18 protein-coding genes are annotated in these 17,432 nt (G+C 63.6%); 14 read left to right on the forward strand and 4 right to left on the reverse strand.

Annotation, left to right across the window (positions count from 1 at the left end; all coding sequences use genetic code 11):
* Positions 1 to 27 precede the first annotated feature (27 nt).
* The 3 genes from NKH38_RS06515 to NKH38_RS06525 are packed head-to-tail and all read left to right on the forward strand — an operon-like array spanning position 28 to position 3,116.
* The gene (locus NKH38_RS06515) at positions 28 to 1,143 is read left to right on the forward strand and encodes an ABC transporter permease (RefSeq protein ID WP_023687958.1); all 1,116 of its coding nucleotides are present in this window, start codon (positions 28 to 30) and stop codon (positions 1,141 to 1,143) included.
* On the forward strand, positions 1,140 to 1,976 hold the full coding sequence (locus NKH38_RS06520) for an ATP-binding cassette domain-containing protein (protein ID WP_023712088.1): 837 nt from the start codon (positions 1,140 to 1,142) through the stop codon (positions 1,974 to 1,976). The genes NKH38_RS06515 and NKH38_RS06520 overlap by 4 nt, the downstream gene beginning before the upstream one ends.
* A 33-nt stretch (positions 1,977 to 2,009) precedes the next feature.
* On the forward strand, positions 2,010 to 3,116 hold the full coding sequence (locus NKH38_RS06525; protein WP_352764683.1) for a Gfo/Idh/MocA family protein: 1,107 nt from the start codon (positions 2,010 to 2,012) through the stop codon (positions 3,114 to 3,116).
* 148 nt (positions 3,117 to 3,264) lie between these two features.
* Here the strand turns inward: NKH38_RS06525 and NKH38_RS06530 are convergent, their stop codons facing one another.
* Both NKH38_RS06530 and NKH38_RS06535 read right to left on the reverse strand, forming a co-directional pair.
* Positions 3,265 to 4,041: a FadR/GntR family transcriptional regulator gene (locus tag NKH38_RS06530; protein ID WP_352764680.1), complete on the reverse strand. Its 777-nt coding sequence runs from the start codon at positions 4,039 to 4,041 to the stop codon at positions 3,265 to 3,267.
* 107 nt (positions 4,042 to 4,148) lie between these two features.
* Entirely contained in the window at positions 4,149 to 5,039 is an 891-nt protein-coding gene (locus NKH38_RS06535) for an NAD-dependent epimerase/dehydratase family protein (protein ID WP_023744557.1), read from the reverse strand.
* Positions 5,040 to 5,156: 117 nt separating this feature from the next.
* On the opposite strand from NKH38_RS06535, the gene NKH38_RS06540 reads away from it, so the two are divergent.
* Positions 5,157 to 6,095, forward strand: coding sequence for an NAD(P)-dependent oxidoreductase (locus tag NKH38_RS06540; protein ID WP_023682235.1), 939 nt, complete (start codon positions 5,157 to 5,159; stop codon positions 6,093 to 6,095).
* Between the two features lie 19 nt (positions 6,096 to 6,114).
* On the opposite strand, the gene NKH38_RS06545 is transcribed toward NKH38_RS06540, so the two are convergent.
* Positions 6,115 to 6,897 carry a FadR/GntR family transcriptional regulator gene (locus tag NKH38_RS06545; protein WP_352764676.1) on the reverse strand — a complete coding sequence of 261 codons (783 nt, stop codon included), beginning with the start codon at positions 6,895 to 6,897 and terminating at the stop codon, positions 6,115 to 6,117.
* Positions 6,898 to 7,076: 179 nt separating this feature from the next.
* Positions 7,077 to 8,066: a sugar-binding protein gene (locus NKH38_RS06550; protein WP_023673050.1), complete on the reverse strand. Its 990-nt coding sequence runs from the start codon at positions 8,064 to 8,066 to the stop codon at positions 7,077 to 7,079.
* A 466-nt stretch (positions 8,067 to 8,532) separates the two neighbouring features.
* Here NKH38_RS06550 and NKH38_RS06555 point away from each other — a divergent pair, with 466 nt between their 5' ends.
* The 10 genes from NKH38_RS06555 (at position 8,533) to NKH38_RS06600 (ending at position 17,277) form a co-directional block, all read left to right on the forward strand.
* Positions 8,533 to 9,273, forward strand: a complete 741-nt coding sequence (locus tag NKH38_RS06555) for an ATP-binding cassette domain-containing protein (protein WP_023682237.1) — start codon at positions 8,533 to 8,535, stop codon at positions 9,271 to 9,273.
* 41 nt (positions 9,274 to 9,314) lie between these two features.
* Complete coding sequence (locus NKH38_RS06560) at positions 9,315 to 10,313, forward strand: ABC transporter permease (protein ID WP_023673048.1); 999 nt, start codon at positions 9,315 to 9,317, stop codon at positions 10,311 to 10,313.
* Positions 10,314 to 10,352: 39 nt separating this feature from the next.
* Positions 10,353 to 11,123, forward strand: a complete 771-nt coding sequence (locus NKH38_RS06565) for an SDR family oxidoreductase (protein WP_031194897.1) — start codon at positions 10,353 to 10,355, stop codon at positions 11,121 to 11,123.
* Positions 11,124 to 11,273: 150 nt separating this feature from the next.
* Positions 11,274 to 12,101 (forward strand): AraC family transcriptional regulator, encoded by an 828-nt coding sequence (locus NKH38_RS06570; RefSeq protein WP_352764671.1) that lies wholly within the window; start codon positions 11,274 to 11,276, stop codon positions 12,099 to 12,101.
* A 113-nt stretch (positions 12,102 to 12,214) separates the two neighbouring features.
* Positions 12,215 to 12,658: an SRPBCC family protein gene (locus NKH38_RS06575; protein WP_023696209.1), complete on the forward strand. Its 444-nt coding sequence runs from the start codon at positions 12,215 to 12,217 to the stop codon at positions 12,656 to 12,658.
* A 15-nt stretch (positions 12,659 to 12,673) separates the two neighbouring features.
* Positions 12,674 to 13,465, forward strand: coding sequence for an FAD binding domain-containing protein (locus tag NKH38_RS06580; protein ID WP_352764667.1), 792 nt, complete (start codon positions 12,674 to 12,676; stop codon positions 13,463 to 13,465).
* Between the two features lie 60 nt (positions 13,466 to 13,525).
* A complete protein-coding gene (locus NKH38_RS06585) occupies positions 13,526 to 14,008 on the forward strand; it encodes a (2Fe-2S)-binding protein (RefSeq protein ID WP_023752952.1) in 483 nt (160 codons plus the stop codon).
* An 11-nt stretch (positions 14,009 to 14,019) separates the two neighbouring features.
* Positions 14,020 to 15,387 carry a xanthine dehydrogenase family protein molybdopterin-binding subunit gene (locus NKH38_RS06590; protein WP_352764664.1) on the forward strand — a complete coding sequence of 456 codons (1,368 nt, stop codon included), beginning with the start codon at positions 14,020 to 14,022 and terminating at the stop codon, positions 15,385 to 15,387.
* Between the two features lies 1 nt (position 15,388).
* Positions 15,389 to 16,393, forward strand: coding sequence for a xanthine dehydrogenase family protein molybdopterin-binding subunit (locus NKH38_RS06595; protein ID WP_023699673.1), 1,005 nt, complete (start codon positions 15,389 to 15,391; stop codon positions 16,391 to 16,393).
* A 2-nt stretch (positions 16,394 to 16,395) separates the two neighbouring features.
* The gene (locus tag NKH38_RS06600) at positions 16,396 to 17,277 is read left to right on the forward strand and encodes an AAA family ATPase (protein WP_023714817.1); all 882 of its coding nucleotides are present in this window, start codon (positions 16,396 to 16,398) and stop codon (positions 17,275 to 17,277) included.
* Positions 17,278 to 17,432: the final 155 nt, after the last annotated feature.

Consider the following 17,432-nt stretch of genomic DNA (forward strand, 5'->3'; position numbering starts at 1 on the left):
GGGGTACTGGGCAAGGACCGTTTCGGCATGACGTCGAAACGGGCTGCCGGCACTGACGAGCGGCTGGCCAGCACCGGCCGGCTGACGCAATGGCTGCGCCGGCCCGAAGCCGGTGCCGCCGGCGGCCTCATCGCCACCGTCATCATCTTCGCCCTGCTGCCGGGTGCGTCGAACCTCTATTCGCTACAGGGGTCGATGACCTTCCTGACGCTGGCAGCCGAACTCGGCATCATCGCCACGGCCGCAGCCCTTCTCATCATCGCCGGCGAGTTCGATCTCTCCGTCGGCTCGATGGTCGGCTTCGCCGGCGTCGTCATCGGCCTGACCGTCAAATACTGGGGCTTGCCGCTGTGGGGCGGCATCGCCTGCGCCTTCGCTGTCGCCATCCTCACCGGCTACGTCAACGGCCTGATCGTGGTGAAGACCCGCCTGCCCTCCTTCATCGTGACGCTGGCGTCGCTCTACATCCTGCGCGGCCTGTCGATCGGCATCACCCGCGCCGTCACCGGCCGCACGCAGATCCCCTACATCCTCGACGGCGCGCCGGACCCGGCAACCGCGGGCCTGTTCAACGGCCATCTCCTGACCGGCTTCTTCCAATGGATGGGCACGCAAGGTTGGATCGCCACCCGCACCGACGGCATTCCCTTCGTCGTCGGCATTCCGATGTCGATCGTCTGGTGGCTCGGACTGACAGCGCTTGCCGGCTATGTCTTGACCCAGACCAAATACGGCAACTGGATCTTCGCCACCGGCGGCGACCTCAATGCCGCCCGCAATGTCGGCGTGCCGGTCGACCGGGTTAAGATCGCGCTGTTCATCTACACCGCCTGTGCCGCGACCTTGCTTGCCACCATCCAGGTGATGGAGGCCGGCTCCGCCGACACCACGCGCGGCCTGCTCAAGGAATTCGAGGCGATCATCGCCGCGGTCATCGGCGGCGTGCTGCTCACCGGCGGCTACGGCACCGTCTATGGCGTGCTGTTCGGCGCGCTGATCTTCGGCCTGGTGCAGATGGGCATCTTCTACACCGGCATCGACACCGACTGGTTCAAGGTCTTCCTCGGCATCGTCATTTTGATGGCCGTGCTGGTCAACAACTACATCCGCCTCAAGGCGCTCGGACGCGGAGGCGGCAAATGACCTACCCAAACCCGTCCCCGGCCATCCAGCCAGCCATGGAATTGCGTGGTGTGTCGGTCAATTTCGGCTCGGTGCGCGCGCTGCAGGATATCGACATCAAGGTCTATCCCGGCGAGGTGCACTGCTTGCTGGGCGACAACGGCGCCGGCAAGTCGACGCTGATCAAGGTTCTGTCGGGCGTGCACCGGCCGACCAAGGGCGAGATTTTCGTCGACGGCAAGCCCGTCACGTTCCGCAGCCCGCGCGACGCGCAGGACCTCGGCGTCGCGACGGTCTTCCAGGACCTCGGCATGATCTCGCTGATGTCGATCACGCGCAACTTCTTCCTCGGCCGCGAGCCGACCAGAAGCCGCCTGCCCTTCTCGCGCTTCGACAAGGAGCGCGCCAACACAATTGCCCGCCAGGCGATGGCCGATATCGGCATCGACGTGCGCGACCCGACGCAGGCCGTCGGCACGCTGTCGGGCGGCGAGCGCCAGTCGGTGGCGATCGCACGCGCCGTGCATTTCGGCGCCAAGGTGCTGATTTTGGACGAACCGACCTCGGCGCTCGGCGTGCATCAGGCGGCGATGGTGCTGAAATTCATCATCGAGGCGCGCATGCGCGGCCTGGCCGTGATCTTCATCAGCCACAACATCCACCACGCCTACCCTGTCGGTGACACTTTCACGCTGCTCAACCGCGGCCGCAATCGCGGTACATACGCCAAGTCCGAGATCTCGCGCGACGAGGTGATTTCCATCATGTCGGGCGGCGAGGATTTGAAGGCGGTGGAAGCTGAGATTGCCGGGCTGTTGGCGCAGATCGGCAACCGGCCGGCCGCCGCACCCTGAGCCTGGAACACTTTTGCAGAGAGTATTAACAGCATGAGCAGGATACGCGTCGGCGTCATCGGCGCCGGCATGATTTCGCAGGTCGAGCATATTCCAAACCTGTTGCGGCTCGGCGACCTGTTCGAACTGGTCGGCGTTGCCGACCCGTCAAGGATTTCGCGGGAATATGTCAGCGAAATTCACGGCATCGCCAATTTCGAAACGCCGGAGCAACTGTTCGGCCAGAAGCTCGACGCCGTCGTCATCGGCTCGCCCGACCCGCTGCATCACGAGCAGGTACTGGCCGCACTCGGGCGCGGCCTGCATGTCTTCTGCGAAAAGCCGCTCTGCTATTCCCCGGCGGAAATCGCCGAGATCATCGCCGCGCGCGACAAGGCCGGCAAGGTCATGCAGGTCGGCTATATGAAGCGCTTCGATCCGAGCTACCGGCTGGCGCTGGCCTCGCTGCCCGGCACGGCAAAGACGTTGCGGTCCGTCTCGGTCGAGGTCAACGATCCCGATGCCTGGCCGTTCATCGCCCACCAGCGCTACAAGCGAGGCAACGACATTCCCGAGGAGCTGATTGCCGCCGCGCAAAGCAAGCAGAAACAACAGGTCGAGCGCGCCATCGGCCAGCCCATGACCGATCTGGCTTTCCGTGGGTTTACCGGCGCTTACAGCTCCGCCTTGATTCACGATGTGAATGCCGTGCACGGCCTGCTCGACGCGCTCAGCGTGCCGGAGGGCGAGGTTGTCGGCGCGCAGATCTTCGCCAATGGCGATGGCGGCCAGGGCGCGGTAAAACTGCTCGACGGCCAGGCACTGTGGACGATGACGCATCTCACCGTGCCGAAGCTCGCCGACTACAAGGAACGCATCACGCTCTTCTTCGACGATGCCAGCCTTGAGCTCGAATTCCCCTCGCCCTGGCTCAACCATCATCCGACCCGGCTGACTGTGAAGACCTCGGACGGCCACACACTGTCGACAAGGGATCTGCGTGCCGGCTACGGCGAAGCCTTCGTCGAGGAACTGCGCGGCTTCTGGGGTGCGATCGTCAATGGCGACGAGGTGGTCAACCGCCCCGAGCACGCCGCGCGCGACCAGGCACTGCTGATCGCGCTGACCAGGCAGCATTTGGCCACTTCGCAGGCCGGCTGAGCGCTCGCAGGATGTGTTGAGATTCAGGTCAGGCCGCGCCGAAAACATTGGGTTCGAGAACCGGAGCGGAGCGTACTTAAGTACGTGAGCACCGGAAGCGCAGAAAGCCGGCGTTTGCAGGCCCGCCTCACCTGAATTTCAGCACATCCTACCGGGTGTTGATGACGCCGTCTGTATTGGCGAGCAGCTTGCGCACCGCGTTGCGGGCCGCCTCCGGCCGCTGCAGGCGGATGGCCTTCTCGATCGCCTCGTGCAGTTGCTGTGCATGCTGCAGATCGTCGAGTTCGCGCGTCGTATAGGTGAACAGATGATCGAAGGCGGATTCGATCAGCACGCCGAGCGGCACCAGCAGGTCATTGCCGGAGGCACGCAGGATGGCCAGATGGAAACGTGTGTCGGCGCGCGTGCGCTCCTGCAGGCTCGACGCCTTGCCCATCTCGCGGCAGGCCTGGCTGATCTCGGCCATCTGCTCCTCGGTGCGTCGCATGGCTGCGAAGGCAGTCGCTTCCGGCTCGATGATGTGGCGGAATTCCTGCACCGTCTTCAGGAACACCTCACGGTCGGGCGCGGTCGCGTACCAGGCGAGCACATCGCGATCGAGCAGGTTCCAGCGCTCCCTGGGCTCCACCCAACTGCCGATCTTGGGGCGCGATGCCAAAAGGCTTTTGGCCATCAGCATCTTGATCGCTTCGCGCACCGCAGAGCGACTGACGTTGAAGGTTTCGGACCATTTGGCTTCATTGGGCAGGATGGTGCCTGGCGGATAGTCGCCGCGCACGATCCGAAGCCCGATTTCGCTGGCCAGCGAGGCATGCACGCTGGTGCCGGGCATCCGGGTGGCGTCAGCCCGGCGAAGGGTCGCCGGGCGCTCGCCGGATGCCGCCTTTTCAGGCTTCTTTCCCTTATTCGGCTTTCCGTCCCTCATGCGTCCACAAAGTCCGGATTTCGAAAGCTGTCAAGCAAAGGACGGGACGTTGACGGCAAAGCCTGCGGCTGTGCACAGATCAGGTCGCAACCTTGCCCCCGACCGTCCTATTTGACGTATTTGCGCCAGCTGTGCTCGGGACGGAAGCCGAGCATGTCCCTGGCCTTGCGGTTCGAGAGCAGCGTTTCATATTCGCCGAGATCCGCCTTGACCGGCACGTCGGGGTAAAACCGCTTCAAAAGTTCGGCCGTCGGCAGGTCGGACGAGGTGTCGTCATTGGCGGCGTTGAACACCTGGAAGCCGAGCCCGTCCGTTTCAACGGCGCGCAGCGTGATCTGGCCGAGATCGCGCGCGTCGACATAGCTCCAGGCGATGCGCTTGCGAAAGCCCGGATCGGCAAACCACTTCGGAAACAGCGAATATTCGTGCGGTTCGATGACGTTGCCGATGCGCAAGGCATAGATATCGGTGCCGTTGCGCTGCGCAAAGGCGCGCGCCGTGTGCTCGTTGACGACCTTGGACAGAGCATAGCTGTCCATCGGATCGACGTCGTATTCTTCGTCGAGTGGGAAATATTTGGGATCGCGCGGCTCGTTGGCGAACACCACGCCATAGGTGGTCTCGCTGGACGCGATCACCACCTTCGGGATACCGAGCTTCACCGCCGCCTCGATGACGTTGTAGGTGCCCATCGCATTGATGCGGAACACCTCATTGTCGGTCGTGATCATGATGCGCGGTATGGCGGCGAAATGCACCACGGCATCGACCGGCTGCGGGCGCAGCGACGGATCGAATTCATGCAGGCCCATATAGCTCGACAGCGCGTTGAACACCTGGCCGCTGTCGGTGATGTCGGTGATCAGCGTGCGTACCTTGGGATTGTCGAGCGGCTTGGTGTCGATGTTGAGCACCTGGCAGCCCTGTTCGACCAGATATTGCACGACATGGCGACCGGCCTTGCCGCTGCCGCCGGTGAACATGATCCGCTTCGTCATTTTCGTCTCCAATGCCTAGGATTTCTGTGTATTGTCAGACAATATGGCATTCTGCAACCACCCTCGCCCGCAAGACGGCGGCGCCCAATATCAATCATCGCAACAGGACTTCAAGACATGACCACGACCGCCGCGAGCGAAAAGATCGGCTTTATCGGCCTTGGCCTGATGGGGCACGGCATTGCCAAGAACATCGTCGACAAGGGCTATGGCCTGACCTTCCTCGGCCGCAAGAACCGCAAGCCGGCGGAAGACTTGGCTGGCCGCGGCGCGAAGGAAGTGGCCACCTCGCGTGAGGTGGCAGCGGCATCCGATATCGTCTTCATCTGCGTCACCGGCTCGCGCGAGGTCGAAGCCATCATCCGTGGCCCCGGCGGCCTCAAGGAGGGCCTGAAAAGAGGCTCGGTTGTCGTCGATTGCTCGACCGCCGATCCGGTCTCGACCGTGGCGCTGGCGGCGGAACTGAAGGAGATCGGCGTCGACTTCGTCGATGCACCGCTCAGCCGCACCCCGAAGGAAGCCTGGGAAGGCACGCTCGACGCCATGGTCGGCGCGCCCGACGCGCTGTTTGCCCGTGTGAAGCCGGTCATCGAGACCTGGGCCGGCCGCATCGTCCATATTGGCGACACCGGTGACGGCCACCGCATGAAGCTGCTCAACAACTTCATCTCGCTGGGCTATGCCGCGATCTATTCCGAGGCGCTGGCGCTGGCCGAAAAGGTCGGCATCTCGCCACCGCGTTTCGACAGCGTCATCCGCAACGGCCGCATGGATTGCGGCTTCTACCAGACCTTCATGCGCTGGACGCTGGAGGGCGACCGCGACGCGCATAAATTCACCATCGCCAACGCCTTCAAGGACCTGACCTATCTGGAATCGATGGCGGGTGCGGCCGGCATCGCCAACCCGCTCGGCAACGCCACCAAGAACTCCTTCGCCGGTGCCCATGCCACTGGCCCGGCCGAGCAATTCGTGCCGATGCTGGCGACATATATCGGCAAGGTCAACGGCGTCGACCTGATGCCCAGCAAGGACGGCAAGAAGCAGACGATTTGAAGGCGGCGAAAAGCCTGTGTCAGCGCCTCGACCGGCCGATAACATCGTCGGTGTTGGCGAGCAGTTTGTGCACCGCATTGCGCGCGGCCGCAGGGCGCTGCAGGCGGATGTTCTTCTCGATCGCCTCATGCAGCGCCTGCGCCCGCCGCTGATCGCTGGTCTCGCGTGTGACGAAGACAAAGAGATGATCGAGCGCCGACTCGATCAGAACGCCAAGCGGCACCAGCAGATCGTTGCCCGAGGCGCGCAGTATGGCGAGGTGAAAACGCGTATCGGCGCGGATACGCTCCTGCAGGTTCAGAGCCTCGCCCATCTCACGACAGGCTTGGCTGATCTCGTCCATCTGCTCGTCGTTGCGCCGCGTAGCGGCAAAGGCCGACGCTTCCGGCTCGATGATGTGACGGAACTCCTGCACCGTGCGCAGGAAGGCTTCCCGGTCCGGCCCGGTCGCGTACCAGGCCAGCACATCGCGGTCGAGCAGGTTCCAGCGTTCCCTGGGCTCGACCCAGCTGCCGATCTTGGGCCGTGAAGCCAGCAGGCTTTTGGCCATCAGCATCTTGATGGCTTCGCGCACCGCCGAACGACTGACATCGAAGGTCTCGGCCCATTTGGCCTCGTTGGGCAGAATGGTGCCGGGCGGATAGTCGCCGCGCACGATCCTGAGGCCAATCTCGCCGGCCAGCGAGACATGGACGCTCGCTCCCGGAAAATGCGCGGCACCGGCCCTGCGCATGACAGCCGGACCGAGGCTGGTTTGTGCCTTGGCCCGCTCGGCTCGCTTCTTTGATTTCTCGTCCGGCATTCACGTTCCAATGCGTCGGCCGTCTGCGTCCGGAATGGTCCGAACCTGCACGGCGCGCCGATCTCGTTGCCGAAAATCCAAACTACAGACGTGTCAAAGCCGGAGCCTGCTGCCCCAACCGTTGCGTCCGTCCGGGAAGAGACGGGGCGCCCGTCAAAGGGCGCCCCGAAATCGAGAACCTACTTCTGGATGCAGGTGTCGACCGTGTCCTTGGTGCATTCGTCGAGGCCGGTGAACACCGGATCGGCGACCGCCTTGCCTTCGACCAGATCGATCATCACCGATGGTGCCTTGTAGCCCATTTCGAACGGCCGCTGACCGACCAGAGCGGTCACAAGGCCGTCACGGGCGATCGCCACTTCATCGCCGATCGTATCGGCGGCGCCAATGACGAAGTCGTTGCTGGCGATGCGGTCCTTGAGCGGCCCGAACAGGTCGCGATAGGGCTGCGGTGCGCCAAACAGCGGCCAGCCGCCCATGATGCCGAAGGCGTCGAGCTTGGGATTGGCGGCGAGGATGTCGGTCATCGCCTGCACGCCCTTGGCGCCGTCGTCATTGGTGAACACCGGGCAACCGGCAACTTCGGTCCAGCCGCCTTCGCCGGCAAGTGCCGCCAGGCCTTCCTTGCCCGACAGCGCGTCACGCATGCCCTGCGCCCGGCGCAGGATGTTGTCGGCCGCGGGATTGCCTTCGATGGTACAGATCGTGCCGCCGTTCGGCTTGCCCTTCTTGATGTACTCGCCGATCTTGTGACCCATCAAATAGTTGTCGGTGCCGAGATAGGTCTTGCGCAGCGCGGCATCTTCCTTGCTGAGATCGGCGTCGAGCGTCATGATCGGGATCGTCGGATTGGCGGTCTTGATCGTCTGAGCGATCAGCGGCGCGTTGGATGGCGAAATCGCCATTGCCACCGTGTCGGCCTTGCTCAGCATGTCCTGAACGATCTGCGCCTCGCCGGCCTCGTCCGAGGTCGACGCCGGGCCGGTGTAGAAGCATTCATATTCCGAGCTGGCATTTTCCTTGTTCCATTTCTCGCAACCCTGGTGGATGGCTTCGAAGAATGGATTGTCGAGACCCTTCACCACGATGACGAGCTGTTTCTTGGCCAAAGCCGGCCCGGCGCCCAGCGCCATGGCGGCGACGGCGGCGAGCAAAAGTGTTTTCCTCATGTCAGTCCTCCCTTGAAACAGACGGACACGGCGTGCCCGCCACACAGATCGACCGGATGCTTAATGACCGAGGTTCGTTTCACGAGCACTCGTGTCGCCAAGACAGATCGATAAGCATTTCCAGATGCGGCATTGGCCCGGCTCAACACATGGGTGGCGCCGCAACCTCGACCGATAAACCTCCGCCGATTCCGCCCGGCTAACCGCCAGCGGCATCGGCATAATCTCCTCCGACGCTTAGCTAATATCGGCTTGCGGCCAACGTCAATGCTATTTGTCCTACAAAACGGATTTTTGGATAACCAACGCTTCAATTCGTCCGACAATTGATTGACGAGCGCCGGCTTTTGCGTAAAAGAACGCTGACGCTGTTTCCTGGAGGAGATGGGGAGAGCGGGGCCAAAGCAGCGCCGGCATTCACGCCGGGAACAGCAGCGGGTCGCAAAACACGGGGAGGCAAAGACTGGTGGCGGTTCTCGAACTCACCAATATCTCGAGGCATTTCGGCGCCATCCAGGCGGTCAACGACGTATCGCTGTCGATCGAGCCCGGACAGGTGGTCGGCCTGATGGGCGACAACGGCGCCGGCAAGTCGACACTGGTCAAGATGATCGCCGGCAATTTCCGCCCCAGCCATGGCGTCATGCGCATGGACGGCAAGGAGTTGATCCTGCACAAGCCGGCGGAAGCTCGCCAGCACGGCATCGAGATCGTCCACCAGGACCTGGCGCTGTGCAACAATCTGACCGCCGCCGCCAATGTCTATCTCGGCCGTGAATTGCGCCGCGGCCTCGGCCCTTTACGCATCCTCGACTATGCCGCCATGTACAAGCGCGCCGGCCAGCTCTTCGCCGAGTTGAAGTCCGAGACCCGTCCGCGCGACCTCGTCAAGCAGATGTCGGGCGGCCAGCGCCAGGCAGTAGCGATTGCCCGCACCATGCTGTCGCAGGCCAAGATCGTGTTGATGGACGAACCGACGGCCGCGATCTCGGTGCGCCAGGTCGCCGAAGTGCTGAACCTGATCCGCCATTTGCGCGACCAGGGCATCGCAGTGGTGCTGATCAGCCACCGCATGCCTGACGTGTTCACCGTTGCCGACCGCGTCATCGTCATGCGGCGCGGCCGCAAGGTCGCCGACAAGACGATTGCGTCAAGTTCGCCCGAGGAAGTCACCGGGCTGATCACCGGCGCCATCGAACAGGTTTGATCTCAGCGAATTTCACCACGCACAGCACATGAAGGTCGACGATGGCACTGACAATTGACCAGCCGATCGAACAAAAACAGCAATCCTTGCCGGCAAGACTGTTTGCCAGCCAGACCTTCTGGGTGGTGATCGCGGTCATCCTGGCCTGCCTGTTCCTGTCTTTTGCCACCGACGCCTTCGCCACGTCGAAGAACCTTTACAACATCACCCGCAACATCACCTTCGTCGCCATCATCGCGCTCGGCATGACCTTCGTCATCATCACCGGCGGCATCGACCTGTCGGTCGGTTCGGTGCTCTGCCTGTCGTCGATGGTGCTGGCCGTCACCATGCATGCCGGCTACTCCATAGAAGTCGGCATCCTCGCCTCGATCGCCACTGCGCTCGCCATAGGCGCCTTCAACGGCATCATGATCGCCTATCTCGGCTTTCCACCCTTCGTGGTGACGCTCGGCATGCTGTCGATTGCCCGCAGCCTCGCCATGGTCGCCTCCAACAACACCGTCGTCTTCCAGTTCGGCCCGGATCACGACAAGCTTCTGGCGCTGGGCGGCGGCGCCTGGGTGTTCGGCATCGCCAATCCGGTCCTCTACATGATCCTTTTGGCGCTGATCACCGGATTCACGCTGCGCTGGACCAAGTTTGGCCGCCACATCTTCGCCATTGGCGGCAATGAGCACGCGGCGACGCTGACCGGCGTTCCCGTCAAGCAGATCAAGGTCGCCGTCTATATGATCTCGGCGCTGGCGGCGGGCATTGCCGGCATCATCCAGACCGGATGGCTTGGCGCCGTCACCACCAATCTCGGAACCGGCATGGAACTGCAGGTCATCGCCGCCACCGTCATCGGCGGCGCCAATCTCGCCGGCGGCGTCGGCACCGCTTTCGGCGCCATTGTCGGTGCCGCGCTCATCGAGGTGATCCGCAACAGCCTTGGTCTGCTCGGCATCAATGCTTTCTGGCAAGGCGTGTTCATCGGCGGCGCCATCCTGCTCGCGGTGCTGTTCGACCGGATCCGCAACTTCAGGCGCAATGACTGAATGTTTTTGGACTGAACCTTTCGGCTGGAAACCGTTGCCTTGACATCGAAATCCCTGTTCGAGCTCAACGGCCGGCTGGCGCTGATCACCGGCTCCGGCCAGGGCATCGGCCTGGCGCTGGCGCGCGGCCTTGCCGAGCATGGCGCAAGTGTCGTGCTCAACGGCCGCGATGCCGGCAAGGTTGCCGGTGCTGTCGCCGGCTTGCGCGACGCCGGCTTCAAAGCGCACCCCTCGACCTTCGACGTGACGGATTTTCGCGCGGTCGATGCCGATGTCGCCCGCATCGAGGCCGAGATCGGCGCCATCGACATCCTGATCAACAATGCCGGCGTGCAGTTCCGCGCTCCGCTCGAGGACTTTCCCGAGGAGCAGTGGGAGCGGCTGTTCAAGACCAATGTCTCCGGCGCCTTCCATGCCGGCAAGGCGGTCGCCCGCAATATGATCGCGCGCGGCAAGGGCAAGATCATCAACATCGGCTCGGTGCAGAGCGAACTCGCCCGGCCCAACATCGCGCCCTATACGGCCACCAAGGGCGCAATCCGCAATTTGACACGTGGCATGTGCACCGACTGGGCGAAATACGGCTTGCAGATCAATGCCATCGCCCCCGGCTATTTCCGCACCGAGATGAACCAGGCGCTGGTCGACAACCAGGAATTCTCCGCCTGGCTGGAAAAGCGCACGCCGGCTGGCCGCTGGGGGTATGTCGACGAACTGATCGGCGCCGCCGTGTTCCTCGCCTCCGACGCCTCATCCTTCGTCAACGGCCATACGCTTTATGTCGACGGCGGCATGACGGCTTCGGTTTGACGGGAAACCCTATCGCTCAGTCTGAAAATCCACCACTGCGGCCGGCAGCACACAGCGGCTTTCGCCCCGCGCCTTGACGCGACCCCGAACTCAGCCGCACAATCCCGTTGCAGGCGAAGGGAGGCCAGTCGTCTGCGGGAGGTATAACCCATGACGGACGCGATCAGGCTCTATTGGGGCCGGTTCGGACATGTTTCTGTCCTGAATGTCGCCAGCGACTTCGTCACCCATGCGCATGTCGAGGCCCACATCATCATCTGGCTGGAGGGCACGGCCGGCGAGATGACCGTCGGCCGCGAGACGGTGCCGCTGGGTCCCGGCACCGCCGCCGGCATCAATTCCTACCAGCCGCACAGCCACATTCTGTCGCAGAACGGCAGGCCCGGCCTGTTCCTCGCTTTCTACATCGATCCGGATTGGGCGCGTCGGCGCCGCGACCTGCCTTCGTCGGCGCCGTTGTTTGCACAGGCGGCAATCACGCTCGAACCATGGCTGCACCGGGCCGCCGCCAATCTGCTTGACCATTTGAGCGAGAATGAAAGCATCGACGACGTCGCCAATTACGAGATCGAGCGCTTCATCGATAGCGTGCTTGACGCTGCCGACGCCTCGGCGCCGCAGGAGGCGCGCATCCGCGTCAACACCATGCAGGATTTCCGCGTCCGCAAGGCGATCCAGCTGATGAAGGCCAATGTCTGCGAGCGCATCTCGTTCGACGACGTCGCCCGCAGCGTCGGCCTGTCGCGGCCGCATTTCTTTGCTTTGTTCAAGGAACAGACCAATCTCACGCCCAACGTCTACTGGAACACGCTGCGCATGGAGGAAGCCGTGCGGCAGTTGCAGTGGTCGCAGGAGCCGCTGATCTCGGTCGCCTGCAATCTCGGCTTCACCACCCAGGGCAATTTCTCGCGCTTCTTCCGCGACCATGTCGGCGTGCCGCCGACGCTTTACCGCGAGGCGGCGCGGGCCATGGCCTGAGCCAAGCCGCTCGTTTTTCAGACTCCTTGATAGGGCCGCAAGACCCATTGATAAGCGCAGCACCGGCCGCCGCCCTACCCTGCTGCGTATCGAATTCGTAGGGGAATGATCATATGGCTGAAGTCACCGTCTCCAGCGTCATCGACGCGCCGGTCGAAAAGGTCTGGGCGCGCATACGCGACTTCAATGACCTGCCGGGCTGGCATCCGCGCATGGTCAAGAGCCATATCGAAGACGGCAAGAGCGCCGAAACCATCGGCTGCGTGCGTAATTTCGAGCTCGCCAGCGGCGCGCGTATCCGCGAAAAACTGCTCGACTTCTCCGACGCGAATTTCCGCGTCAGCTACTCCATCCTGGAGACGCCGCAGCCGCTGACCAATCACAAGGCGACGCTGCAATTGCGCCGCGTTACCGACGGCGACCGCACCTATGCCGAATGGACAGCAACTTTCGACGCGGCGCCCGAAGAGGCCGACAAGATCGCCGCCGGCATGGCCGCCAATGTCTTCCAGGGTGGCTTCAATGCGTTGAAGAGCCACTTTTCTGGCCAGAGCTGAACCAGGGAGACTGCCATGGCGCTTGCCCTCCAGACCTTTTCGGCCGTCAGGGATGCCAACGCGGCGCTGAAGGCGCCCGGCACCCGCTATCTCGGCGGCGGCACGCTGGTCGTGCGCGCCGCCAATGAAGGCGATGTCTCCGTCACCGGCCTCGTCCGCTCGACCGATCCGACCCTCTCCGGGATCACCGTTGCCGGCGGCAAGGTCCGCATCGGCGCTTCGGTGACAATGGCGGCCATCGCCCGCCATCCCGAGCTTGCGGCGCTGTCCAAGGCTGCGCGCGCCGTCGGCGGCCCGGCGATCCGCAACATGGCGACCGTCGGCGGCAATTTGTTTGCGCCGGCGCCCTATGGCGATTTCGCCGTGGTGTTGCTGGCGCTGGATGCGACGGTTGGCACCGATGATGGGGAATTGCCTATCGAGGATTTTCTAGCCAGGCGGGACGGCAGCCGCGCCATCGTCACGTCAGTCGCCTTCGCGCTGCCGAAGGCCGAGAATTTCCGCTTCCTGAAAGTGTCGCGAGTCAAGCCGAAGGGCGTCTCGGTGCTCAGCATCGCTGCCGTTCTCGAACAGGCCGGCGACGGCACTGTCTCCTCGGCGCGGATCGCGCTCGGCTGCATGGCAGACCGGCCGATGCGCGCCCGTGCGGCGGAAAAGGCACTGATCGGCAGCAGGCTTGACCAGGACGGCGTCGCAGCGGCGCTGGCTGCAGCCGGTGAAGGCACTTCGCCAATCACCGACCCGATCGCCAGCGCCTGGTATCGCGCCGAGGTTCTCCCGGTCCATCTCGGCCGGCTGCTTACTTAACCACCGCTTGGGGGGCGCGCGTCTGTCCGATCAATCGGGCAGGCGCGCTGGGAGGAAAACATGGCAAAGGTTCCGGTTCAGTTCACGCTCAACGGCTCGGAGAAGGCCGAATTTGTCGACAGCGGCACGACGCTGCTGCACGCGCTGCGCGACAAGATCGGCGACACCTCGCCCAAGGGCGGCTGCCACCAGGGCACCTGCGGCGCCTGTTCGGTCATCATCGACGGCGAACTCCGGCTCTCTTGCCTGACCCTGGCCGAGACCTGCAGCGGCGCCGACATCCGCACCACGTCGGGCCTCGCTGAGGCCGGCGTCCTGCATCCGCTGCAGCGTGCCTTCCTCGATGCCTTCGCCACGCAATGCGGCTTCTGCACGCCGGGCATGATCATGGCCGCCAAGGTGCTGCTTGACCACACGCCCAATCCGAGCCGCGAGGATGTGGTCGAGGCGCTGTCCGGCAATATCTGCCGCTGCACCGGCTACGAGCCGATCATCCAGGCGGTGCTGACGGCGGCCCGAGCCAATTCGCAGAACGCGGCCTAAGGATCAAAAGAATGGAACTGCGCAAAAACTATTTCGCCGATCAGCGCAAGGACGGCCTGCACGAGATCGGCCATGGGCGGCCTCGGCTGGATTCGCCGGGACATGTGACGGGCAAGACCGCCTATTTCGCCGACCGCAACTTCCCGAATATGCTTCACCTGAAAATGGTGCGCAGTCCGCACCACCATGCCCGCATCCGTTCGATCGACACTTCCGAAGCGGAGAAGCATCCCGGCGTGGTGAAAATCCTCACCGCCAGGGATGTGCCGCACAATGTCTACACCATCCTGATCCTGATCCAGGTCGGACCGGAAGACGAGACGGTGCTGGCCGACGGCAAGGTACGCTGGAAGGGCGAGGCGGTGGTGGCGGTGCTGGCCGAGACCGAGCGCGCGGCTCAGGAAGCGGCAGCCAAGGTCAAGGTCGACTACGAGGTGCTGCCGGCCGTCTTCGACATGGAAGAAGCGCTGAAGCCCGGCGCGCCTTTGGTCAATGAATATCACGGCCAGAACTATTATCTCTATGACAGCGGCGAATGCCGCAAGGTGCGCTTCGGCGATGTCGAGGCGAGCTTCGCCGGCGCCGACCACATCCTCGAACAGAGTTATCAATCCTCGCCCATCGAGCATGCGCCGACCGAGACCACCGGTTGCGTCGTGGTGCCCGAAGGCAATGACCGCTTCACCTGCTACACCAACACCCAGGCGATGTTCTTCACCCTCGACAACGCCTCGATCATCCTGCAGATGCCCGGCTCAAAACTGCATTTCGTCGGCGGCACTGTCGGCGGCGGCTTCGGCGGCAAGGTCGACGTCATCGTCGAGCCGATCGCCATTCTTGGCGCTAAACAAACCGGACGCCCAGTCTGTTTCGTCTATAGCCGCGAGGAGGAGATGCAGATCTCCTCGCCGCGCGCCGCCGAAAAGATAATCATCAAGGACGGCGTGATGAACGACGGCCGCATCGTTGCGCGCAAGGTGACCGGCTATACCGATGCCGGCGCCTATTCGCGCCACTCGCCTTATGGCGCGCAGAAGGGAGCGGCGCACTATCCCGGGCCCTACACCATTCCCAATGTCTGGATCGACACTTATTGCGTCTACACCAACCGCACCCCCTCCTCCGCCATGCGCGGCTTCGGCGTCACCATCGGCGACTTCGCGCTTGAGGTGCAGATGGACAAGCTGGCGCGGCTGATCGGCATGGACCCGCTCGAATTCCGCTTCATCAACGCCTATCGCGATGGCGACATGAAGGCGCATCGCCAGCCGACCGAAGGAGCGGCGCTGATCGAGTGCATGCAGGAGGCGTCGCGCGCCGCCAACTGGCCGGTGGCGGAGAAGTATATGGCGATGTCCTCCTACACGAAGGGAGCTTGAGATGGCGATAAGGCGCGGACGCGGCGTCGCCGCGATCAACTATCCGACGGGCATGAACCTTGGCGGCGACCCGACGCAGGCGCTGGTGCATTCGACGCCGACCGGCAATTTCATGGTGACGCTTTCCAGCGTCGATCTCGGTCAGGGCTTGAAGCAGATCATGGCGCAGATCTGCGCCGAGACCATCGGCGTGCCGACGGACCGGGTTACCATCGACACCGCCGACACAGACACCGGTCCGCACTGCATGGGCACCTTCGCCTCGCGCGGCACCCACCGCGCCGGCAACGCCGTCATCCAGGCGGCCAAGGAAGCGCGCCAGGTGATGCTGGAAGTGGCGGCGGAAGAGCTGGAGGTCAACGCTTCCGATCTCGAAACTGATGGCCAGGGCAACATTCTGGTCAAGGGCGCGCCGCAAAAGTCGATCTCGATCTTCGATGTCGCGCTGTCGGCTCATTTCAAGCGTGGCCGCTCGATCTCAGGCCGCGGCATGTTCCTGATCCCGCGCTCCTATCCGGAGAAAGAGACCGGCGCGATGAAGCCGTCGACCTGCTACGCCCATGCCTGCACGGTGGCCGAGGTCGAGGTCGATGACGAGACGGGCGAGGTTACGGTGCTGACCGTCAAGAACGTCTTCGAGATCGGCCGCGCGCTGAACCCGAAAATGGTCGAGCAGCAACTGGTCGGCGGTTCCTGGATGGGCATCAGCCACGCGCTCTACGAAACGACCGAGCCCTATTATCCCAACCGCGACCATGGCGGCACCGACTTCAACCAGTATCTGATGCCGGGACCGGGCGATCTCGCCCAAACCGAGATCATCGTGCTGGAGCGGCCTTCGGCCGACGGGCCTTATGGCGCCAAAGGGCCAGGCGAAATGTGCGCGAACCCGCAGATCCCCGCGGTTGCCAATGCCGTCTTCGACGCCGTCGGCGTGCGCATCGACACGCTGCCGATCACGCCGGAACGCATCTTGCGCGCGCTGAAAGCGCAAGCGGCGAACTGAGGATGCCAGAGGTGAACGCCGAGACTGTCGCGACCTCACCGGAGGCGGTGGCACGCCACCTCGCTGGATCGCGCTATCTCGCCGACGACAGCCTGGCGACTGCGATCTTCCTGGCCATACGGCTGGGCAAGCCGTTGCTGCTCGAAGGCGCGCCCGGCGTCGGCAAGACCGAAGCGGCCAAGGCGATCGCGCAGCTGCTGGGCCGCGATCTGGTGCGGCTGCAATGCTATGAGGGAATCGACGCAGCACACGCGCTCTATGAATGGAACTACCAGCGCCAGTTGCTCGCCATCCGCCATGCCGGCGAGCACGAGATCGACATCTATGACGACCGCTTTCTGATCGCGCGGCCATTGCTGCAGGTGCTGCGGGCGCCGGAGCAGCGCGTGCTGCTGGTCGACGAGATCGACCGCTCCGATCATGAGTTCGAAGCGCTGCTTCTCGAATTCCTTTCCGATTTCCAGATCAGCATCCCCGAGCGCGGCACGATCCGCGCCGAAGCGCAGCCGATCGTCATCCTGACCTCGAACCGCACCCGCGAACTGGCGGAGGCGCTGCGTCGGCGCTGCGTCTATCACTGGATCGGCTATCCCGACGCCGAGCGCGAAGCCGCCATCATCATGCTGCGCGCCGGCGATGTCGCCGAGACCACCGCCCGCGCCGTGGCGGCCGCTGTGCAGGAGATCCGCGTCCGCCCGCTGGCCAAGCCGCCCGGCATCTCCGAGGCCGTAGAATGGGCCAACGCCGCCACCATACTGGAGAAAGGCGGCAGCCCATGGCCGCAAGCCTTCCGCCGCGCCATCGGTGTGCTTATCAAGGACGAGGAGGATTTGTCCGCGATCGCGCCGGAGCTTGGCCAGATTGTCGAGGAGGCGCTGGGGTGACGTGTGAGGTCAACAGCTCGTTCACAGCGAGGTGGCCTCACCTGGGCACTCTGCAACGCTGGCGGGACAGCGCCCCCCTCTGTCCTGCCGGACATCTCCCCCACAAGGGGGGAGATCAGCCGTCATCCTGGCCTTCGCCAATCTCCAGCGGCGCA

The organism is Mesorhizobium sp. M1078 (genome assembly GCF_040318615.1).
Taxonomy (GTDB): domain Bacteria; phylum Pseudomonadota; class Alphaproteobacteria; order Rhizobiales; family Rhizobiaceae; genus Mesorhizobium.

Excerpts from the sequence above, each read along its gene's own strand:
- NKH38_RS06515 (WP_023687958.1), top strand. The coding sequence starts at position 28 with ATGACGTCGAAACGGGCTGCCGGCACTGACGAGCGGCTGGCCAGCACC.
- NKH38_RS06520 (WP_023712088.1), top strand. The coding sequence starts at position 1,140 with ATGACCTACCCAAACCCGTCCCCGGCCATCCAGCCAGCCATGGAATTG.
- NKH38_RS06525 (WP_352764683.1), top strand. The coding sequence starts at position 2,010 with ATGAGCAGGATACGCGTCGGCGTCATCGGCGCCGGCATGATTTCGCAG.
- NKH38_RS06530 (WP_352764680.1), bottom strand. The coding sequence starts at position 4,041 with ATGAGGGACGGAAAGCCGAATAAGGGAAAGAAGCCTGAAAAGGCGGCA.
- NKH38_RS06535 (WP_023744557.1), bottom strand. The coding sequence starts at position 5,039 with ATGACGAAGCGGATCATGTTCACCGGCGGCAGCGGCAAGGCCGGTCGC.
- NKH38_RS06540 (WP_023682235.1), top strand. The coding sequence starts at position 5,157 with ATGACCACGACCGCCGCGAGCGAAAAGATCGGCTTTATCGGCCTTGGC.
- NKH38_RS06545 (WP_352764676.1), bottom strand. The coding sequence starts at position 6,897 with ATGCCGGACGAGAAATCAAAGAAGCGAGCCGAGCGGGCCAAGGCACAA.
- NKH38_RS06550 (WP_023673050.1), bottom strand. The coding sequence starts at position 8,066 with ATGAGGAAAACACTTTTGCTCGCCGCCGTCGCCGCCATGGCGCTGGGC.
- NKH38_RS06560 (WP_023673048.1), top strand. The coding sequence starts at position 9,315 with ATGGCACTGACAATTGACCAGCCGATCGAACAAAAACAGCAATCCTTG.
- NKH38_RS06570 (WP_352764671.1), top strand. The coding sequence starts at position 11,274 with ATGACGGACGCGATCAGGCTCTATTGGGGCCGGTTCGGACATGTTTCT.
- NKH38_RS06575 (WP_023696209.1), top strand. The coding sequence starts at position 12,215 with ATGGCTGAAGTCACCGTCTCCAGCGTCATCGACGCGCCGGTCGAAAAG.
- NKH38_RS06580 (WP_352764667.1), top strand. The coding sequence starts at position 12,674 with ATGGCGCTTGCCCTCCAGACCTTTTCGGCCGTCAGGGATGCCAACGCG.
- NKH38_RS06585 (WP_023752952.1), top strand. The coding sequence starts at position 13,526 with ATGGCAAAGGTTCCGGTTCAGTTCACGCTCAACGGCTCGGAGAAGGCC.
- NKH38_RS06590 (WP_352764664.1), top strand. The coding sequence starts at position 14,020 with ATGGAACTGCGCAAAAACTATTTCGCCGATCAGCGCAAGGACGGCCTG.
- NKH38_RS06595 (WP_023699673.1), top strand. The coding sequence starts at position 15,389 with ATGGCGATAAGGCGCGGACGCGGCGTCGCCGCGATCAACTATCCGACG.
- NKH38_RS06600 (WP_023714817.1), top strand. The coding sequence starts at position 16,396 with ATGCCAGAGGTGAACGCCGAGACTGTCGCGACCTCACCGGAGGCGGTG.